Below are 17,478 nucleotides of genomic sequence, written 5' to 3' on the forward strand. Positions count from 1 at the left end.
TTCCAGGCGCGGCTGTGATCACCATTGCAGATCCAGGCGGTCCAGCCCGTGGAAATGGTAGACGTCCTTGACCACCGGCGTCTTTGACAGTTTGAGACCGGGAAGCCGTTCGAACAGGATCGGCAGCACGACATTGAGCTCCAGCCGGGCCAGCGGCGCGCCGATGCAGAAATGGATACCGGCGCCGAAGGAGAGGTTCGCCGCCTCGTTGCGATCCGGCCGGAAGGTGAGGGGATCGCTGAATTTCGCCGGGTCGAGATTGGCGGCGGCGAGGATGAGGCTCACCTTGTCGCCGCGCTTGAAGGAGACGCCGTCGATTTCGGCAGGCTCCAGCGCCCAGCGCTGGAAGATGTGCACCGGCGCGCCGATGCGCAAGGTTTCCTCGACCGTGCGTTCCGTCGTCGCTTCGTCCCGGAAGAGTTCCGAGGGATCGCAGCCGCTGTCGAGGATGATGCGCACGGAATTGCCGATCTGGTGCACGGTCGCCTCATGCCCGGCATTGAGCAGCACGATCGTCGTCGAGACGAGCTCCTCCTCTGTCAGATATTGGCCCTTGTGCTCGGTATGGATCATGTGGGTGAGCAGGTCGTCGCGCGGTTCGGCGCGGCGTTCTGCGATCACCGTCTTGACGTAGTCGGAAAATTCCTTGGCCGCCCGTTCGGCCTCGTCTTCCTGCTCGCGCGTGCGGCCGAACATGTACATGCGGACATAGGCGTGCGACCAGGCAAGCAGCTGCGGCCCCATCTCCTCGGGAATGCCGATCATCCGGGCGATCATCGTCACCGGGATGATGTCGGCAAAGGCCGAGAGCAGCTCGACCTCGCCCTTTTCTGCAAAGCCGTCGATCAGCCGGTTGGCGAGTTCGGCAAGCTCCGGCTTCATCTTCTCGACATGGCGGGAGACGAAGGCGCGGTTGACCAGCGTGCGCAGCCGCGTGTGCTCGGGCGGCTCGATTTCGAGCAGAGAATACCGTTCCGAGAGATCGAAACTGGCAAGATGCGGCATCGGCTCGGCAAGGCCGAGCTCCTCGCGACTGGCAATATGCAGGATCTGCCGGCCGAAGCGGCGATCGCGCAGCAGTGCGTTCACATGGTCGTAGCCTGTGAAGAACCACTGCTTCTGCTCGCTCCAGTAGAAGGTCGGGCAATGGGCGTGAAGTGCCGCATAGGCGGCATTCGGATTGCCGTAGAAGGCCGGGTTGCGGCCGTCCAGCGAGACATGGCGGCGGGCCGGATCGATCGAGAGAAAGGACGGTATCATCATGTCCCGAGGCTTAGCGGATTTGCCGGGCCTCGGAAAGATGCGGGTGAAGAAGCGGGCTAGCCGGCCCGCGACAGCGTGCCCATGCGCCGCAGGGCCTCGACCTGATCGTCGACCGTCGGCACGAGTTCGCCGGCGGTGCTGCTCGGTGTGGCCGGTGCAGGGGCTGCGGCCTCCGCTTCGCCGAAGGTGACCGTGCAGTTGCGGCCGGCGGCCTTGGCGGCATAGAGCGCCCGGTCGGCAGCCGAGATCAGCTTGTCGATATTGGCTTCGATCGAGGAGGCGAGCGCGATGCCGATGCTGACCGTGACCGGGACGATCGCTTCGCCGGTGCTGACGGGCAGGCGGCAGAATTCGGTGCGGATCGCTTCGGCGATCGCCTCGGCTTCCGTCTGGTCCGTAACCGCGGCGAAGGCTGCGAATTCCTCGCCGCCCATGCGGCCGAAGATGCTGTTCGGAATATACTGGCGGGCCATGCGGGCAAACGCGGTGAGCACGGCATCGCCGGATTGGTGGCCGAAACGATCGTTGACGCGCTTGAAATGGTCGAGATCGAAGAGCATCACCGCGACCTGGCGCTGCTCGTTATGGGCTTTTTCCTGGGTGGCGTCGAAATAGCCGAGCAGGCCGCGGCGGTTGAGCACGCCGGTCAGCGAATCGGTCAGGGTCAGCGCACGCAGGTGCCGTTCGGAGCGCTCCATGATCAGCCGGCACGTGAACGCGAAGGCGATGGTCAGCAGGAAGGCGCTGGCCATGGCGGAGACGCCGCCGAGATTGGTCGCCTCGATGTCGCTCGGCAGCGTCAGCGCCGTCGTCAGCGCCGAGCCGAAGCACAGGCAGCCCTGGATGACGAAGACGCCCATCAGTTTGACGCGGGTGCGCTCGCGGCGCATGTCGCCGGCGGCGACCGCCATGGCGAGTGCCGTCGCACCTGTCGCCGAAGCGAGATTGTATAGCACCACGCGGTTCGAATAATCGCTGTTGACCCAGGGCAGGAAAACCCCGGCCAGCCAGATGACCGGCGGCAGCAGCGCCCACCATTCGATCCTCTTGCGGTCGAGTGCGACAAAACCCGCCACCCAGGCACTCTGGCCGAGCAGCGCAATGGCATTGCCCGCCTCGATGGAAAGCACGCTGGGGATTTCGCTGCGCAACGCAATCATCGCAAAGCCGATGCCGGTCAGCAGGAAGCCGAGACCCCAATAGAGATAGGCCTCGTTCCTGACGTTGTGGCGCCAGGCGACGAACAGCACCAAAGCAAGCGTCATGGCCTCGGAACACCAGATGGCGAGACCTGTAGCAATATTGAACACGGCAGCAAACCCCTCGTCTGTCGGCCCTTTTCAGTTGGCTTGCATCCTTGCCGAGGAAGCTCGCCACTTCCTTAATGTCGCTGCGCTGCGGCATGGTTTTGGGCCGATATCTGCCGGTAGGCTTTCCGTTGGGTAAACGTGTATAAGCACGGTCGAATGAAGTAAGCCTTCCTTCATCCTGTCATGGAGAAAAACCGGGGGAGACAATGCCGAGGGCTCGCCGTTAACAGGCGTTTGGGGGAAAGAGGCTACCAGGAACCGCCCGGCCCCGCCTTCTTAACGTTATCCTCAGGCGTGTCTTGAAGAGGAGGGCAGGGACACTCTATGTAGGGATAAGACATTTTTCTTTGATTCCCGGCGCCGGCCGGCGAGACGTTGACAAAGGACGCACATGAGAAACCCAGTCGATACCGCTATGGCCCTCGTGCCGATGGTCGTGGAACAGACCAACCGCGGTGAACGCTCCTACGACATCTATTCCCGCCTGTTGAAGGAACGCATCATCTTCCTGACGGGCGCCGTCGAAGACCACATGGCGACGCTCGTCTGCGCCCAGCTTCTCTTCCTCGAGGCCGAAAACCCGAAGAAGGAAATCGCCCTCTACATCAATTCGCCCGGTGGCGTCGTCACCGCAGGCATGGCGATTTACGATACGATGCAGTTCATCAAGCCCGCGGTTTCGACGCTCTGCATCGGCCAGGCCGCGTCCATGGGCTCGCTGCTGCTGGCCGCCGGCCACAAGGACATGCGCTTCGCCACGCCGAATTCCCGCATCATGGTGCATCAGCCCTCGGGCGGCTTCCAGGGCCAGGCTTCGGACATCGAGCGCCACGCCCGCGACATCCTCAAGATGAAGCGCCGCCTGAACGAGGTCTATGTCAAGCACACCGGCCGCACCTATGAAGAAGTTGAAAAGACGCTCGATCGTGACCATTTCATGGATGCGGACGAAGCCCAGGGCTGGGGCGTCATCGACAAGGTTCTGACGTCGCGCCTCGAAATGGAAGGCGAACAGGCCTAGTAATTAATTGGGATGGTGTTTTTGTCGCCACAGTTCTATCCCATTTGTGATTGAACAAGGGCTTTCATCCGGCGACGAAGACGCTAATAGTAACTATTAATGCTATGTTGAATTTTTATGACATAGCATTCGGCATTCGAAGGGGAATTCGTTGCCGCCGGAACCCGGACATGATTGGTTGGGACCGGTTCGTACCCCCTGAAGCCCTTCTCGGCAAAGGCTCCGGAAACGGAGTGCCGCCAGGAGCTGATAGAGTGGACCGCGATTTCGCCTTGAAATGCGGCGTGCTGGAAGGAAAATGATATGAGCAAGGTCAGCGGCAGCAACGGCGGCGACTCCAAGAACACTCTCTATTGTTCGTTCTGCGGAAAGAGCCAGCACGAAGTCCGGAAACTGATTGCCGGACCGACCGTCTTCATCTGCGATGAATGCGTCGAATTGTGCATGGACATCATCCGCGAGGAGAACAAGTCCTCGATGGTCAAGTCCCGCGACGGCGTTCCGACGCCCCAGGACATCATCAAGGTCCTCGACGAATATGTCATCGGCCAGCGGCAGGCGAAGAAGATCCTGTCGGTCGCCGTGCACAACCACTACAAGCGCCTGGCGCACGCCTCCAAGAACGGCGAAGTCGAGCTGGCGAAGTCGAACATCATGCTCGTCGGCCCGACGGGCTGCGGCAAGACCTATCTTGCCCAGACTCTCGCCCGGATCATCGACGTTCCCTTCACCATGGCCGATGCGACGACGCTTACCGAGGCCGGTTATGTCGGCGAGGACGTCGAAAACATCATCCTGAAGCTCCTGCAGTCTGCCGACTACAATGTCGAGCGTGCGCAGCGCGGCATCGTCTACATCGACGAAGTCGACAAGATTTCGCGCAAGTCCGACAACCCGTCGATCACCCGTGACGTCTCGGGCGAGGGCGTGCAGCAGGCGCTGCTGAAGATCATGGAAGGCACGGTCGCTTCCGTACCGCCGCAGGGCGGCCGCAAGCACCCGCAGCAGGAATTCCTGCAGGTCGACACGACGAACATCCTGTTCATCTGCGGCGGCGCCTTCGCCGGCCTCGACAAGATCATCTCCGCCCGTGGCGAGAAGACCTCGATCGGCTTCGGCGCCACCGTCAAGGCCCAGGACGACCGCCGCGTCGGCGAAGTCCTGCGCGAACTGGAGCCGGAAGACCTGGTCAAGTTTGGCCTCATCCCCGAGTTCATCGGCCGTCTGCCGGTTCTGGCGACGCTCGAGGATCTCGATGAAGATGCGCTGATCCAGATCCTGTCCGAGCCGAAGAACGCGCTGATCAAGCAGTATCAGCGCCTGTTCGAGATGGAAGACGTGGAACTGACCTTCCACGAGGATGCCCTGCGCGAAATCGCCCGCAAGGCGATCGTGCGCAAGACCGGCGCCCGCGGCCTTCGCTCGATCATGGAGAAGATCCTGCTCGACACGATGTTCGAACTGCCGACGCTGGAAGGCGTGCGCGAGGTCGTCATCTCGGAGGAAGTGGTGCGCGGTTCGGCCCGTCCGCTTTACATCTATGCCGATCGTCAGGAAGAAAAGGCCAACGCTTCGGCGTGATCTTGCTGCTTTCCTATGATTATTTTGGGGGCTTGCCATCGGCAGGCCCCTTTCTATTTGAAAAACCATGCGAGGCGCTGTTAGTATTTTGCCGGTGGGAACCGGAATTGCCTTTGCCGATGTTGCGCAAAGGGGAGTGCTTGGCAATGATGCGGTGATTCCGTAAGCCTATTGTTGGCGTTTGTATTTTAGCCGGGTCGGAAGTGGTAAGCGCCGGTCCAGCCACGCGCTTCATAGTGTTGGCGTTCCGTTGTAACAAAGCCGTCACATCCGGGGAACGCGGGCGTTAGCGTGGCTTGAAAAGCGTAGTCAGAACCTCCACTTGTAGCAACAAGTGAGAGTGCCGGCCGGTCCCAAGCGGCCGTGCAGAGAGCCCGGTAACGGGACGATGGAAAGGACATAAAATGACGAAGAAAACGTCTGTAGCGAGCAGCACTGCCTACCCTGTTCTGCCCCTGCGCGACATCGTGGTTTTCCCGCATATGATCGTGCCGCTGTTCGTCGGACGGGAAAAGTCGATCCGTGCGCTCGAAGAGGTCATGGGTTCCGACAAGCAGATCATGCTGGTGACGCAGATCAACGCCAGTGACGACGATCCGGATCCGTCCGCGATCCACAATGTCGGCACCGTGGCGAACGTGTTGCAGCTCCTGAAGCTGCCCGACGGCACCGTCAAGGTTCTGGTCGAAGGCCGCGCCCGCGCCGAGATCGATACCTATACCAGCCGCGAGGATTTCTATGAGGCGCTCGGCCATGTGCTCGAGGAGCCGCATGACGATCCGGTCGAACTGGAAGCCTTGTCGCGTTCGGTCGTCTCCGAATTCGAGAGCTATGTGAAGCTCAACAAGAAGATTTCGCCCGAAGTGGTCGGCGCCGCCAGCCAGATCGACGACTATTCCAAGCTCGCCGATACGGTCGCCTCGCATCTGTCGATCAAGATCACCGAGAAGCAGGAGATGCTGGAGACGACCAGCGTCAAACAGCGCCTCGAAAAAGCTCTCGGCTTCATGGAAGGCGAGATCTCGGTCCTGCAGGTCGAAAAGCGTATCCGCTCGCGCGTCAAGCGCCAGATGGAGAAGACCCAGCGCGAATATTATCTTAACGAGCAGATGAAGGCGATCCAGAAGGAACTCGGCGACGGCGAGGAAGGCCGCGACGAGATGAGCGAGCTGGAAGAGCGCATCTCCAAGACCAAGCTGTCCAAGGAAGCCCGTGAAAAGGCCGATGCGGAACTGAAGAAGCTGCGCCAGATGAGCCCGATGTCGGCGGAAGCCACCGTCGTGCGCAATTATCTGGACTGGCTGCTCGGCATTCCGTGGGGCAAGAAGTCGAAGATCAAGGCCGATCTCAACAATGCCGAGAAGATCCTCGAAGCCGATCACTTCGGTCTCGACAAGGTCAAGGAGCGCATCGTCGAATATCTGGCCGTGCAGGCCCGCGCCACCAAGATCAAGGGCCCGATCCTGTGCCTCGTCGGCCCTCCGGGCGTCGGCAAGACCTCGCTCGCCCAGTCGATCGCCAAGGCGACCGGCCGTGAGTATGTCCGCATGGCACTCGGCGGCGTTCGCGACGAAGCCGAAATCCGCGGTCACCGCCGCACCTATATCGGCTCGATGCCCGGCAAGGTCATTCAGTCGATGAAGAAGGCGAAGAAGTCCAACCCGCTCTTCCTGCTCGACGAGATCGACAAGATGGGCATGGACTTCCGCGGTGATCCGTCCTCGGCTCTGCTCGAAGTGCTCGATCCGGCGCAGAACTCGACCTTCATGGACCACTACCTGGAAGTCGAATACGACCTGTCGGACGTGATGTTCATCACGACGGCGAATACGCTGAACATTCCAGCACCCCTGATGGACCGCATGGAAATCATCCGTATCGCCGGCTACACCGAGGATGAAAAGCGCGAGATCGCCAAGCGGCACCTGCTGCCGAAGGCCATCAAGGAACATGCGTTGCAGCCGGAAGAATTCTCGGTCAGCGACGACGCCCTCATGGCGATCAGCCAGCAGTACACCCGCGAAGCCGGTGTCCGCAGCTTCGAACGCGAATTGATGAAGCTCGCCCGCAAGGCGGTCACCGAGATCATCAAGGGCAAGACGAAGTCCGTTCACGTGACGGCCGCCAACATCTCCGACTATCTGGGCGTCCCGCGCTTCCGCCATGGCGAAGCCGAGGGCGAGGATCAGGTCGGCGTCGTGACCGGTCTTGCCTGGACGGAGGTCGGCGGCGAGCTGCTGACCATCGAAGGTGTGATGATGCCGGGCAAGGGCCGCATGACGGTCACCGGCAATCTGAAGGACGTCATGAAGGAATCGATCTCGGCAGCGGCCTCCTATGTCCGCTCGCGCGCCGTCGATTTCGGCATCGAGCCGCCGCGCTTCGACAAGAGCGACATCCACGTGCACGTGCCGGAAGGCGCGACACCGAAGGACGGCCCCTCGGCCGGCGTCGCCATGGCAACCGCGATCGTCTCGATCATGACCGGTATCCCGGTGAGCAGGCATGTGGCCATGACCGGTGAAATCACCCTTCGCGGCCGTGTGCTGCCGATCGGCGGTCTCAAGGAAAAGCTGCTCGCAGCGCTTCGCGGCGGCATCAAGAAGGTGCTGATTCCGGAGGAAAACGCCAAGGACCTGGCGGAGATTCCGGATAACGTGAAGAACAACATGGAGATCATCCCGGTATCCCGCATGGGCGAGGTGATCAAGCATGCGCTGATCCGGCGGCCGGAGCCGATCGAATGGGACGGCACGGTGGAAACGCCCGTCATCGCAACGGTCGAAGGCCTCGATGAGACGGGCGCAACCATAGCGCATTGAGTGGCCTGTGCCACATTTATGCCCCATTGGGACAAAACAGACAAAAAGGCTGGCGGAAACGCCAGCCTTTTTTGTGAAAACGTCATGTAGACGCTTGCTTTTCCTTGATTTGCAGGGCTTTTGGGTTTCCGGCGGGCCTGATGAAACCTATTCTGCGCCTAGCTTACATTTGAGTCGTTTCATACCATTTAGAAAGGGGTGGAAACATGAACAAGAATGAACTCGTGTCCGCAGTAGCCGAAAAGGCAGGACTGACGAAGTCTGACGCGGCTTCCGCTGTTGACGCGGTTTTCGACGTTGTCCAGGCTGAACTCAAGAACAAGGGCGACATCCGCCTCGCGGGTTTCGGCAGCTTCACCGTTTCTCATCGCGCTGCAACGAAGGGCCGTAACCCGTCCACGGGCGCTGAAGTCGACATTCCGGCTCGCAACGTGCCGAAATTCACGCCCGGCAAGGGCCTGAAGGACGCCGTCAACGGCTGATCTGAGATTATCCGCCAACCGGAAACGAGACCGGTTGTGCAGGATTTGAGAGGGGTTCGGCTTTGCCGGACCCTTTTTGCTTTTGGCAGGCCCTCTTGCCTTTTTGCTTTGGCTGACCTTGCTGTCGCGCGGGCTTTAATTTACGACATTTCTGTTCTCAGGGCGGGGTGAAACTCCCCACCGGCGGTAAGGGTCTCGACTCAAGCCCGCGAGCGCCTTCTCTCGCGTCGAAGCGGGGAGGGGTCAGCAGATCCGGTGCGATTCCGGAGCCGACGGTTAAAGTCCGGATGGAAGAGAATGAGTGTCGGCTGTGCGAAGGGCAGGGATCTGCCCCGTGTCGCTTGGTCGTGGCTCATGCGTCCTGATTTATGTTGGTCCCTGGTTTCGGATGAAAGACATGAATCAGACTTCCCTAGCCGCAGAGCCGTCTCGCGCCGTTGTCGGCGCCCTCTGGATGGTCCTTGCCGGCATTGCTTTTTCGCTTCTCAACGTCGTCACCCAATGGCTGACGATGACGCTTGCCTTCCCCTCGGCCTCGGCCGCCTTCTGGCAATATGGCTTCGCCTTCCTGTTTTCGCTGCCCTTCCTTCGCAGGCTCGGCCTTGCGACGATGCGCACGCGCTATCCCTGGCGTCACCTGGCGCGCGTGGCACTTGCCGCGCTCGGCGTCGAGGCCTGGGTCGCCGGCCTTGCTTCGGTGCCGATCTGGCAGGCGATCGCACTGGTGATGACCTCGCCCTTCTTCATCATTCTGGGCGCCCGGCTTTTCCTTGGCGAGCGCGTCGGCCCGGCCCGCTGGGCGGCGACCGCGGCCGGTTTCACCGGAGCGATGATCATTCTGCAGCCCTGGTCGGACGGTTTTGGCTGGGCGGCTCTCCTGCCCGTGCTCTCGGCGCTGCTGTGGGGCGCCTCGTCGCTGATCACCAAGAGCCTGACGGGCATCGAACGACCGGAGACGATCACCGTCTGGCTGCTCGTGCTGCTGACGCCGATCAATGGCGGGCTGGCGCTTGCGGCGGGCTTTGCCGTGCCGACCGGTGCAACGCTTGCCCTGTTCCTGCTGGCGGGGCTTTTGACCGCGGCAGCCCAGTATTTCCTCACACTTGCCTATGCCGCGGCCGATGCCGCCTATGTCCAGCCTTTCGACGATCTGAAGCTGCCGTTGAACGTGCTGGCCGGTTGGCTGTTCTTCGGTTATGCGCCGGCGGGTTATCTCTGGCTGGGAGCGGCTCTGATCCTCTCCGCGTCGCTTTTCATCATGCGAAACGAGATGCGCAGGGAGCGCAAACCCGCCTGAGGTGATCCGGCGAAAAATGCCGCCTCTGTCATGCCTCTGTCATGCCGCTCCCGCAGAAAACTCATGTTTCGAATATTCGACACATGGGGGATTTCATGACCATTTCATCGCGCAAGGCAGCGCTTGCTGCCGTGCTTCTCGCATCCGTCGCCTTTCCGGCCGCGGCCGAACCAGTTTTCAACCGCATCGCTTCCTTCCCGGTCGCCCAGAACCTGCCTGATGACAAGGACAAGCTGTCGGTCAGCTCCGCCGAAATCATCACTGCGACCGACGACGGCAACACGCTGATCTATAGCGACAGCCCGCTCGGCGCGATCGGCTTCATCGACATCACCGACGCCAAGGCTCCGAAAGCCGGCGGCGCTGTCATGATGGACGGTGAGCCGACCTCGGTTACCTCGAGCGCCGGCAAGGCGCTCGTCGCCGTCAACACCTCCGAAAGCAAGGCAAAGCCCTCGGGGCGTCTCGCGATCGTCGATGTCGCGACCAGGAAGATCGAGAGCACTTGCGATCTCGGCGGCCAGCCGGATTCGATCGCCCTCAACAAGGACAAGACGCTCGGCGCCATCGCCATCGAAAACGAGCGTGACGAAGAGGTCAATGACGGCAAGATCCCGCAGATGCCGGCCGGCGACCTCGTCGTCTTCCAGGTCAGGAACGGCACCGTCGATTGCGGCACCATCAAGCATGTGGCGCTGACCGGCCTTGCCGGCGTCGCCCCGGAGGATCCGGAGCCGGAATTCGTCGCCTTCAACGGGTTGAACGAGATTGCGCTGACGCTGCAGGAAAACAACGAGATTGTCATCATCGACGCCAATACGGCCGCGGTGAAGACGCATTTCTCCGCCGGCAGCGTCGATCTGACCGGCATCGACACCAAGCGTGACGGCGCCCTGAAATTTTCAGGCGAATCCAAGGGCGTGCTGCGCGAGCCCGACGCCGTGAAGTGGCTCGACGACAACCGCCTCCTCGTCGCCAATGAAGGCGACTACCAGGGCGGCTCGCGTGGTTTCACCATCTTCGACAAGACGGGCAAGATTCTCTACGAATCGGGCGCATCCTTCGAACGCGCTGTCGCCCATATCGGCCACTATCCGGAAAGCCGGTCGGGATCGAAGGGCGTCGAGCCCGAAGGTCTCGAAGCCGCCAAATTCGGCGACGAGCAATATTTCTTCCTGCTCGCCGAACGCGCCTCGGTCGTCGGCGTCTATAAGGATACCGGCGCCGATCCCGAACTCGTCCAGTTGCTGCCGTCCGGCATTTCGCCGGAAGGCGCGATCGCCATTCCTGCGCGCAATCTGCTTGCAACCGCCAACGAACTCGACCTCGGCAAGGACGGCGGTGCGCGCTCGCATGTGATGATCTATGAGCGCTCGGAAGGCGAAAAGGCCTATCCGCAGATCGTCTCCGCCGACAAGGACGGCAATCCGATCGGCTTTGCAGCTCTTTCGGGTCTTGCTGCCGTTCCGGGCAAGCCGGGCATGCTCTATGCCGTCAGCGACAGCGTTCTCGGCTCGCAGCCGACGATCTACACGATCGATGCCAGCAAGAAGCCGGCCGTCATCACCGAGGCCCTTGTCGTCAGGCGTGACGGCGCTCCGGCCCAGAAGCTCGACATCGAAGGCATCGCGGCTGCCGCCGACGGCTCCTTCTGGCTCGCCTCGGAAGGCTACAGTGAACGTCTCGTTCCGCACGCCCTCTATAACGTCAATGCCAAGGGCGACATCAAGGCCGAGATCGCCCTGCCGAAGGAGCTTGCCGCCAACGAAATCCGCTACGGCTTCGAAGGCGTGACCATTGTCGGCACCGGTGACGATACGACACTCTGGATGGCGGTGCAGCGCGAGTGGGGTGACGACGAGAAGGGCTTCGTCAAGCTCGTCTCCTACAATCCGAAGAGGAAGGAATGGGGCGCCGTGCGCTATCCGCTCGACAAGACGGAAAGCGGCTGGGTCGGCCTGTCGGAAATCTCGGCCCAGGGCGACAGCGTCTACATCATCGAGCGCGACAACCTGGTCGGCGATGCCGCCAGGCTGAAGAAGCTCTACAAGGTCGCGATATCGGAGCTGAAGCCCGCCAAGCTTGGCGGTGCACTGCCGGTCGTCAAGAAGACCGAAGCACACGACTTCCTCGGTGAACTCAAGACCGCGACCAACGGCTATGTGCTCGACAAGCTCGAAGGCTTCACCTTCGACGCCTCGGGCAAACCCTACGCGGTCACCGACAATGACGGCGTCAGCGACTCCTCCGGCGAGACACTGTTCTTCCCGGTCGAGCTGAATGCGACAAACTGAAAGCTGCCCCTCGCCCTAGCCCTCTCGCCGTAAAACGGGGAGAGGGGACGTGCCCTGCGAGAGGTGTACGGGGAACGGAGGCGTTGCGGCATGGTCCCTTCACCCCGCGAGTGGGGAGAAGGTGGCGGAAGCCGGATGAGGGGCCATCTGGCCTCCCCAGCAAAGAATCAGCACTCCGACTCTACCAGCGCTGATGCACATGCGGCGCGATCAGCCGCTCGTAGATTTCGCGGGTTGCGGCCATGACGTCGGCCGAAAGCGGTGCAAGGTCGGCGGCGGCTGCGTTGGCCTTGGCCTGCTCGGCATTGCGGGCGCCGGGGATGACGACGGTGACGGCTTCAGCCATCAGGATCCAGCGGAGGGCGAAGGCGGCCATGGTGGCGCCTGCGGGCACCAGCTTGCGCACCTCTTCCACTGCCTGCAGGCCGACCTCGAAGGGCACGCCGGCAAAGGTCTCGCCGACATCGAAGGCCTCGCCGTGACGATTGAAATTACGGTGGTCGTCGCTGGCAAAGTGCGTGTCTCGGGTGATCTTGCCGGAGAGGAGACCGCTTGCGAGCGGCACGCGGGCGATGATCGCCACGTTCTTGCGGCGCGCCTCTTGGAAGAACAGGTGGTCGGGGCGCTGGCGGAAGATGTTGTAGATGATCTGGATGCTGACGACGCCGGGATATTCGATCGCCTTCAACCCGTCCTCGACCTTTTCGACGCTGACGCCGTAACCCTTGATCTTGCCGGCCTTCTGCAGAGCGTCCAGGCTCTCGAAGACCTCCGGTTGGTAAAGCACCTCGCGCGGCGGGCAGTGCAGTTGCACGAGGTCGAGGCTGTCGACCACGAGGTTCTTGAGGCTGCGATCGATGAAGCCTTCGAGATTGGCCGTGGTGTAGCCTTCGGCGACATGCGGGTTGAGGCGGCGGCCGGCCTTGGTGGCGACCATCGGGCGGGCGCCGCCGCGCGTCTTCAGCACGTCGGCGATGATTTTTTCCGAGCGGCCGTCGCCGTAGACATCAGCCGTATCGATGAATGTCATGCCGGCATCGAGTGCGGCATTCAGGGCGGCGCGTCCGTCCGCCTCGCTGATATCGCCCCAGGAGCCGCCGATCTGCCAGGCGCCGAAGCCGACATTGGTGACGGTGAAGGGCATGCGGCCAAAAGCATGGTGTTTCATGAAAAATCCTCCCTACTGCATGTCGCCTGAAACTGTGTAGGGATAACGACATGCATAAAAACAAAGAGCCAAGGCGCGTCGCATGAAGCAAGCGCGATGCGATGCGCTTTGGTGATGAAAGACATTGGAATTATCAGTCGGGCGACTTTGCGGCAATTGTCGATCCGGCTTTGATTGGCCGCCTCGATGAAATATCGTTCCGCCACAAGGCTTCAACCGCAATGAATGGAAAAGGAAAGATCATGGAGATCAAACCCGCCGGCTCTCGCCCCTCGACGAAGCCACCGGCCGACTATTTCACCGGCGCCGTCCGCCAGGATCCGCTGATGGAAGCGCCGGCGCCGGCCCGGGCGAGGGCGGTCTCCGTCACCTTCGAACCCGGCGCCCGCACGGCCTGGCATACGCATCCGCTCGGCCAGACACTGATCGTCACATCAGGCAAGGGCCTCGCCCAGAGCTGGGGCGGGGACATCCGCGAAATCCGCCCCGGCGATACCGTCTGGTTCGCACCTGATGAAAAACATTGGCACGGTGCTGCCCCGGATACGGCGATGACGCATATTGCCGTGCACGAGGCGCTGGACGGCAGCCATGTCGACTGGATGGAAAAGGTCAGCGACGAGCAATATTCCGGCAAAGTGTGAGCGGATCAGAGCCGTTTCAGGCAATAGGAAAAATGCGCGTGCGATTCGACCGTCAGGAACTCGAATTGCCAGCAGTAATCCTTGCAGAACTTGGTGACCGCCTCGACGACGCCATAGACGATCGGTTTGACCGTATTGCCGGTGCAGAAATCATGCCCGGCAATGCGCCCCGTCCGCTTCACCTTCTTGTCGCAGAGCAGCAGTTCCTGCCAGGTGAGATCGAAGGAATGGTCGGTATCGATATAGGCCCAGTCGAGGAAATCGTCCTCGAACTCGGCAAGCTTCTCCAGCGACGTGCCCTGCATCAGGTGCAGCCGGCCGGCCGCGATCTCGGCCGCGAAATTCGTGTGGATCGCGTCCAACCCGGAGCTGTAGCGATCCATCGACCAGGGATCGATGAGGTAGAGCTGCGCCGGACGGTTCTTTTCCAGGATCTCCGCCGTATATTCGCCGAAGGCTGCGCCGACCTCGACGCCGATGCCGCCGTTCGGGATCCGGTAAAGCAATTCGCCGCGGTCCGGCAGCAGCCGGGCATTCTCCATGTGATGGGCGCTGAGCGGAGTGCGCGGCATGCTCGCCCGGAGCGCCTGCCTTTCTTCACGTGTCTTCATCTCGGATCTCGGGATTGCGGGCGACTGACGGCCCTGATGCGGTTTGACGGGAAGGTAGGAGCGACTGGTGCCGATGACAACCGCATGACGGGAATTTGCTTCTTTCGGACAAACCGCTAAGTTCCATCTGTGAACTGACGAAAAAGCCTCGGGAGGAGCGATTTCATGAGACGCATGTGGCCTGAAGAATTCAACGCCATCATCAGCGGAGCTGAGGAGGTGATGTTGGAAACACCAGCCGAGGCCGGCGAAGCGCCGCTGCAGCGCAAGGCGCTGAAGGCGCGAATCACCATGCAGGATTATGAGCGGATCTGGCCGCTCGCCGAGATGCGCTTCCGGCTTGGCGAAAGGGATGGCAAGGCCATCACCCTGATCACCACCAATCCCCATTACCACGCCTGGCACCCGAAGGACGGCGGCAGCGTCGATTCCGTGTCGGACAGCGGCCGCCATTACAAGACGGATTATCTCATCGTGCACTTCCTGCTCGACGATGTGAAGGAAACGTCTCCCGCCTGAGGCTGAGGCCCGGTGCGGCCGGAAGCCGCACCGGCGTCCTGTGGAAGCCAAGTTGATCCCGACGCTGATGACAACGGCGGCGATATCGCTAACTTGGGCGAACCATATCCTTACGAATTGGAGGTTCCCGTGACAGGCAACGTGCTGGATATCCCGGTCAAGACTGTGGATGGTCGCGAGACCACGCTCAACGAATACAAGGGCAGGGTGCTCCTGGTCGTCAATGTCGCCTCGAAATGCGGGCTCACGCCGCAATATGAGGGGCTGGAAAAGCTCTATGGCGAAAAGCGCGAGCGCGGCTTCGTCATCGCCGCTTTCCCCGCCAACGACTTCAAGGGCCAGGAACCCGGCACCGACGCCGAGATCCTCGACTTCTGCACCAGCGCCTACGACGTCACCTTCCCGATCTTCTCGAAGATCTCGGTCAAGGGCGAGGCGCAGCATCCGCTTTACCGGCAACTGACCAAATCGGGTGTCGCGACGACCGGCGACGGACCGATGCGCGAGCGCCTGAAATCCCACGGCATGACAGGCGGCGACGAGGACGACATCCTCTGGAACTTCGAAAAATTCCTGATCGGCCGCGACGGCAGAGTCGCCGCCCGTTTCGCGCCTGACGTGACCGCAGATGATTCGCGGCTGGTTTCGGCGGTGGATAAGGAATTGGCGAAGAAATGAAGGCCCTCGGGCGACACCAGTGGCGTCTGGACTCTCAGATAGTCTTCAGATTCCAAGCACGGTCACAAGCGGGGGCGTAAAGTCCTTGTAGCCCAGTCTCGGCCAGTCACACCTTCTGTCGAATCGCGTTTTTGGTTCGTGGCGCTGGCATTTCGGATTCGTCTTGAAGGCGTATCCGGGCAGGCTGACATAGATGGCACTTGGCGTGCAAAGGGCAATCGCGATGCACAGCGTCAATGCGGAGCATAGGGTCCTCATGACAAACCTCCAGGCGTCGTAAGCCTTCAAGCGCGGAGACTTTCCGGGCGGCGAATTCTCCCACTTTTGCCGGTCTCCATCCATTCGCCCAATAGGAAGTGGCGCGAAGGCGGGGAGTAGCCCGTTTTGTGGAGCGCTGCGGGGATGGCGTATCTGAAGCTGCCGGGCGTAACGCCTTGGTGCGCGGGAACGTCTTGCCGAATGCCGCTTCGAGAACGCAGACCTACCCGCACTCGGCCACGGTCGCAGTCACTCCAGCCAGAAGCGGGCAGAGATTTTGATAGCATGAGGTTGATATAGGACTGATCGCCGCTTCGCCTTACGTCGCTCTAATGGTGGACGATTCGCGGCTGGTTTCGACGGTGGACCAAGAACGGGCGAAGCGATGAAATGGTGACGATGAGTGCCCGCCAGACGGAAGGCGTACCCATCACCCCAATCACCCAGTCACTTCTGTGTCAGAGAAAATGAGAAGGCGCATCGGGCGCCGCTCATAAATGAAACGCGGTTCTGGAAAAACGAAAACCTATATTCATCGCCACTTTGACCGCTGTCTCTAAAAGATGCGGGGAATCGGCTGATTTTGCTGAAGACGCCGCGCTGGCTGGCTTTCATGATTTCCAGGCTGCAGGCTGAATTGTCGGCATCGACCGAAAAAACAATCGGCAGATCCGACTGCATTCTCAGGAGATATGTTCTGGCTTCGCGGCCCGGAGTTTCTCCCGACGTAGTCATCGTCTGGTCTCCGACAGACAGGAACACCTCTTGCGCGGGCTCCTTGGCAATGCACGGCGCAGCCGCGCTGGCGAGAAGCAGCGCGGAGGTGATGGCAACGATTTTCATGAGGTGTCTCCTGACGAAACACCTTGCGCAGATCGTGACCGGATTAGCGAGCGAATTCGGAAACCCGAATCGGATGGACAAGCAGCGGAAACTTTGGAAATGGTGGGCGATGAGAGACTCGAACTCCCGACATCCTCGGTGTAAACGAGGCGCTCTACCAACTGAGCTAATCGCCCATCGCAAACGAAGCCGGATCGGCCTGCCGCGTTGGTGGCCGTGATCTATGCGGAACGCGGCAAAACCGCAAGAGTGTTTGTGAAGATTTTTTGATTTTTTTGGTGGTGCTCCCGTGTCTTGCCCCGTGTCTGGCAATGCCGCTTAGGTTCGGCTCGGCTGTGGAAAAGTGAGGGGAGGGTGGCGAGCATCTCCGTTTCGAAGGCGCTGCGTCTGCGCCTGAGCATCGCTGCGGAACACGGAAGTGCCGGCTTTTGTTCGTCTGGCACCCAACCCGCCGAAACATTTCACAGACTGTCATGGTTTTGTCTCCAAACCTGCTTGACACTAAAAGACGAACCCCGTAGTTAGCCGCTCATCGAAACGGGCAGCCGTTTTGGTGAGGGTGCGAAGGCATCCGGACTGCTTGAAATGAATTGCGGGTGTAGCTCAGTTGGTTAGAGTGCCGGCCTGTCACGCCGGAGGTCGCGGGTTCGAGCCCCGTCACTCGCGCCATTTCAAGTCTTTGTAAAA

Annotated in this window: 15 protein-coding genes, 2 tRNA genes and 1 riboswitch; of the genes, 10 read left to right on the top strand and 7 right to left on the bottom strand. The window is 61.0% G+C overall.

Annotated elements, in window-relative coordinates; all coding sequences use genetic code 11:
• Positions 1-18 precede the first annotated feature (18 nt).
• Together NE851_RS18220 and NE851_RS18225 are read right to left on the bottom strand one after the other, a co-directional pair.
• Complete coding sequence (locus tag NE851_RS18220) at positions 19-1,263, bottom strand: cytochrome P450 (RefSeq protein ID WP_097543019.1); 1,245 nt, start codon at positions 1,261-1,263, stop codon at positions 19-21.
• Between the two features lie 56 nt (positions 1,264-1,319).
• Entirely contained in the window at positions 1,320-2,573 is a 1,254-nt protein-coding gene (locus tag NE851_RS18225) for a GGDEF domain-containing protein (protein ID WP_097543020.1), read from the bottom strand.
• Positions 2,574-2,964: 391 nt separating this feature from the next.
• Here NE851_RS18225 and clpP point away from each other — a divergent pair, with 391 nt between their 5' ends.
• The 6 genes from clpP (at position 2,965) to NE851_RS18255 (ending at position 12,070) form a co-directional block, all read left to right on the top strand.
• Positions 2,965-3,594 carry an ATP-dependent Clp endopeptidase proteolytic subunit ClpP gene (clpP, locus tag NE851_RS18230; RefSeq protein WP_003573944.1) on the top strand — a complete coding sequence of 210 codons (630 nt, stop codon included), beginning with the start codon at positions 2,965-2,967 and terminating at the stop codon, positions 3,592-3,594.
• A gap of 303 nt (positions 3,595-3,897) precedes the next feature.
• On the top strand, positions 3,898-5,175 hold the full coding sequence (gene clpX / locus NE851_RS18235; RefSeq protein ID WP_003573940.1) for an ATP-dependent Clp protease ATP-binding subunit ClpX: 1,278 nt from the start codon (positions 3,898-3,900) through the stop codon (positions 5,173-5,175).
• Between the two features lie 404 nt (positions 5,176-5,579).
• A complete protein-coding gene (gene lon, locus NE851_RS18240) occupies positions 5,580-7,997 on the top strand; it encodes an endopeptidase La (RefSeq protein ID WP_047616487.1) in 2,418 nt (805 codons plus the stop codon).
• Positions 7,998-8,203: 206 nt separating this feature from the next.
• Complete coding sequence (hupB, locus tag NE851_RS18245) at positions 8,204-8,479, top strand: DNA-binding protein HupB (RefSeq protein ID WP_003558438.1); 276 nt, start codon at positions 8,204-8,206, stop codon at positions 8,477-8,479.
• 149 nt (positions 8,480-8,628) lie between these two features.
• A riboswitch (FMN riboswitch) is annotated at positions 8,629-8,782 on the top strand.
• 85 nt (positions 8,783-8,867) lie between these two features.
• The gene (gene ribN / locus NE851_RS18250) at positions 8,868-9,776 is read left to right on the top strand and encodes a riboflavin transporter RibN (RefSeq protein WP_425351153.1); all 909 of its coding nucleotides are present in this window, start codon (positions 8,868-8,870) and stop codon (positions 9,774-9,776) included.
• A 95-nt stretch (positions 9,777-9,871) separates the two neighbouring features.
• Positions 9,872-12,070, top strand: coding sequence for an esterase-like activity of phytase family protein (locus NE851_RS18255; RefSeq protein WP_097543052.1), 2,199 nt, complete (start codon positions 9,872-9,874; stop codon positions 12,068-12,070).
• A 181-nt stretch (positions 12,071-12,251) separates the two neighbouring features.
• Here the strand turns inward: NE851_RS18255 and NE851_RS18260 are convergent, their stop codons facing one another.
• Positions 12,252-13,238: an aldo/keto reductase gene (locus NE851_RS18260; protein ID WP_063474301.1), complete on the bottom strand. Its 987-nt coding sequence runs from the start codon at positions 13,236-13,238 to the stop codon at positions 12,252-12,254.
• 242 nt (positions 13,239-13,480) lie between these two features.
• On the opposite strand from NE851_RS18260, the gene NE851_RS18265 reads away from it, so the two are divergent.
• Positions 13,481-13,882, top strand: a complete 402-nt coding sequence (locus NE851_RS18265; RefSeq protein WP_245294555.1) for a (R)-mandelonitrile lyase — start codon at positions 13,481-13,483, stop codon at positions 13,880-13,882.
• 5 nt (positions 13,883-13,887) lie between these two features.
• On the opposite strand, the gene NE851_RS18270 is transcribed toward NE851_RS18265, so the two are convergent.
• Positions 13,888-14,493: a class I SAM-dependent methyltransferase gene (locus tag NE851_RS18270; RefSeq protein ID WP_097543022.1), complete on the bottom strand. Its 606-nt coding sequence runs from the start codon at positions 14,491-14,493 to the stop codon at positions 13,888-13,890.
• A gap of 165 nt (positions 14,494-14,658) precedes the next feature.
• On the opposite strand from NE851_RS18270, the gene NE851_RS18275 reads away from it, so the two are divergent.
• Positions 14,659-15,012, top strand: coding sequence for a hypothetical protein (locus NE851_RS18275; RefSeq protein WP_097543023.1), 354 nt, complete (start codon positions 14,659-14,661; stop codon positions 15,010-15,012).
• A 129-nt stretch (positions 15,013-15,141) separates the two neighbouring features.
• Complete coding sequence (locus tag NE851_RS18280; protein ID WP_097543024.1) at positions 15,142-15,690, top strand: glutathione peroxidase; 549 nt, start codon at positions 15,142-15,144, stop codon at positions 15,688-15,690.
• 45 nt (positions 15,691-15,735) lie between these two features.
• Here the strand turns inward: NE851_RS18280 and NE851_RS35370 are convergent, their stop codons facing one another.
• The 3 genes from NE851_RS35370 to NE851_RS18290 form a co-directional block, all read right to left on the bottom strand.
• Positions 15,736-15,948 (bottom strand): hypothetical protein, encoded by a 213-nt coding sequence (locus tag NE851_RS35370; RefSeq protein WP_097543053.1) that lies wholly within the window; start codon positions 15,946-15,948, stop codon positions 15,736-15,738.
• A 447-nt stretch (positions 15,949-16,395) separates the two neighbouring features.
• Positions 16,396-16,791 (bottom strand): hypothetical protein, encoded by a 396-nt coding sequence (locus NE851_RS18285; protein WP_097543025.1) that lies wholly within the window; start codon positions 16,789-16,791, stop codon positions 16,396-16,398.
• A 100-nt stretch (positions 16,792-16,891) separates the two neighbouring features.
• Positions 16,892-16,967, bottom strand: a tRNA-Val gene (locus NE851_RS18290).
• A 416-nt stretch (positions 16,968-17,383) separates the two neighbouring features.
• On the opposite strand from NE851_RS18290, the gene NE851_RS18295 reads away from it, so the two are divergent.
• Positions 17,384-17,460 (top strand) — tRNA-Asp (locus tag NE851_RS18295).
• Positions 17,461-17,478: the final 18 nt, after the last annotated feature.

It is taken from the genome of Rhizobium anhuiense bv. trifolii (assembly GCF_024346605.1).
Classification (GTDB): Bacteria; Pseudomonadota; Alphaproteobacteria; order Rhizobiales; family Rhizobiaceae; genus Rhizobium; species Rhizobium anhuiense.

What these genes read in the sequence shown, in the direction of transcription:
- clpP (WP_003573944.1), top strand. Translation starts at nt 2,965, where the DNA reads ATGAGAAACCCAGTCGATACCGCTATGGCCCTCGTGCCGATGGTCGTG.
- NE851_RS18220 (WP_097543019.1), bottom strand. Translation starts at nt 1,263, where the DNA reads ATGATGATACCGTCCTTTCTCTCGATCGATCCGGCCCGCCGCCATGTC.
- lon (WP_047616487.1), top strand. Translation starts at nt 5,580, where the DNA reads ATGACGAAGAAAACGTCTGTAGCGAGCAGCACTGCCTACCCTGTTCTG.
- NE851_RS18255 (WP_097543052.1), top strand. Translation starts at nt 9,872, where the DNA reads ATGACCATTTCATCGCGCAAGGCAGCGCTTGCTGCCGTGCTTCTCGCA.
- NE851_RS18275 (WP_097543023.1), top strand. Translation starts at nt 14,659, where the DNA reads ATGAGACGCATGTGGCCTGAAGAATTCAACGCCATCATCAGCGGAGCT.
- clpX (WP_003573940.1), top strand. Translation starts at nt 3,898, where the DNA reads ATGAGCAAGGTCAGCGGCAGCAACGGCGGCGACTCCAAGAACACTCTC.
- NE851_RS18270 (WP_097543022.1), bottom strand. Translation starts at nt 14,493, where the DNA reads ATGAAGACACGTGAAGAAAGGCAGGCGCTCCGGGCGAGCATGCCGCGC.
- NE851_RS18260 (WP_063474301.1), bottom strand. Translation starts at nt 13,238, where the DNA reads ATGAAACACCATGCTTTTGGCCGCATGCCCTTCACCGTCACCAATGTC.
- NE851_RS35370 (WP_097543053.1), bottom strand. Translation starts at nt 15,948, where the DNA reads ATGAGGACCCTATGCTCCGCATTGACGCTGTGCATCGCGATTGCCCTT.
- NE851_RS18285 (WP_097543025.1), bottom strand. Translation starts at nt 16,791, where the DNA reads ATGAAAATCGTTGCCATCACCTCCGCGCTGCTTCTCGCCAGCGCGGCT.
- ribN (WP_425351153.1), top strand. Translation starts at nt 8,868, where the DNA reads ATGAAAGACATGAATCAGACTTCCCTAGCCGCAGAGCCGTCTCGCGCC.
- NE851_RS18265 (WP_245294555.1), top strand. Translation starts at nt 13,481, where the DNA reads ATGGAGATCAAACCCGCCGGCTCTCGCCCCTCGACGAAGCCACCGGCC.
- hupB (WP_003558438.1), top strand. Translation starts at nt 8,204, where the DNA reads ATGAACAAGAATGAACTCGTGTCCGCAGTAGCCGAAAAGGCAGGACTG.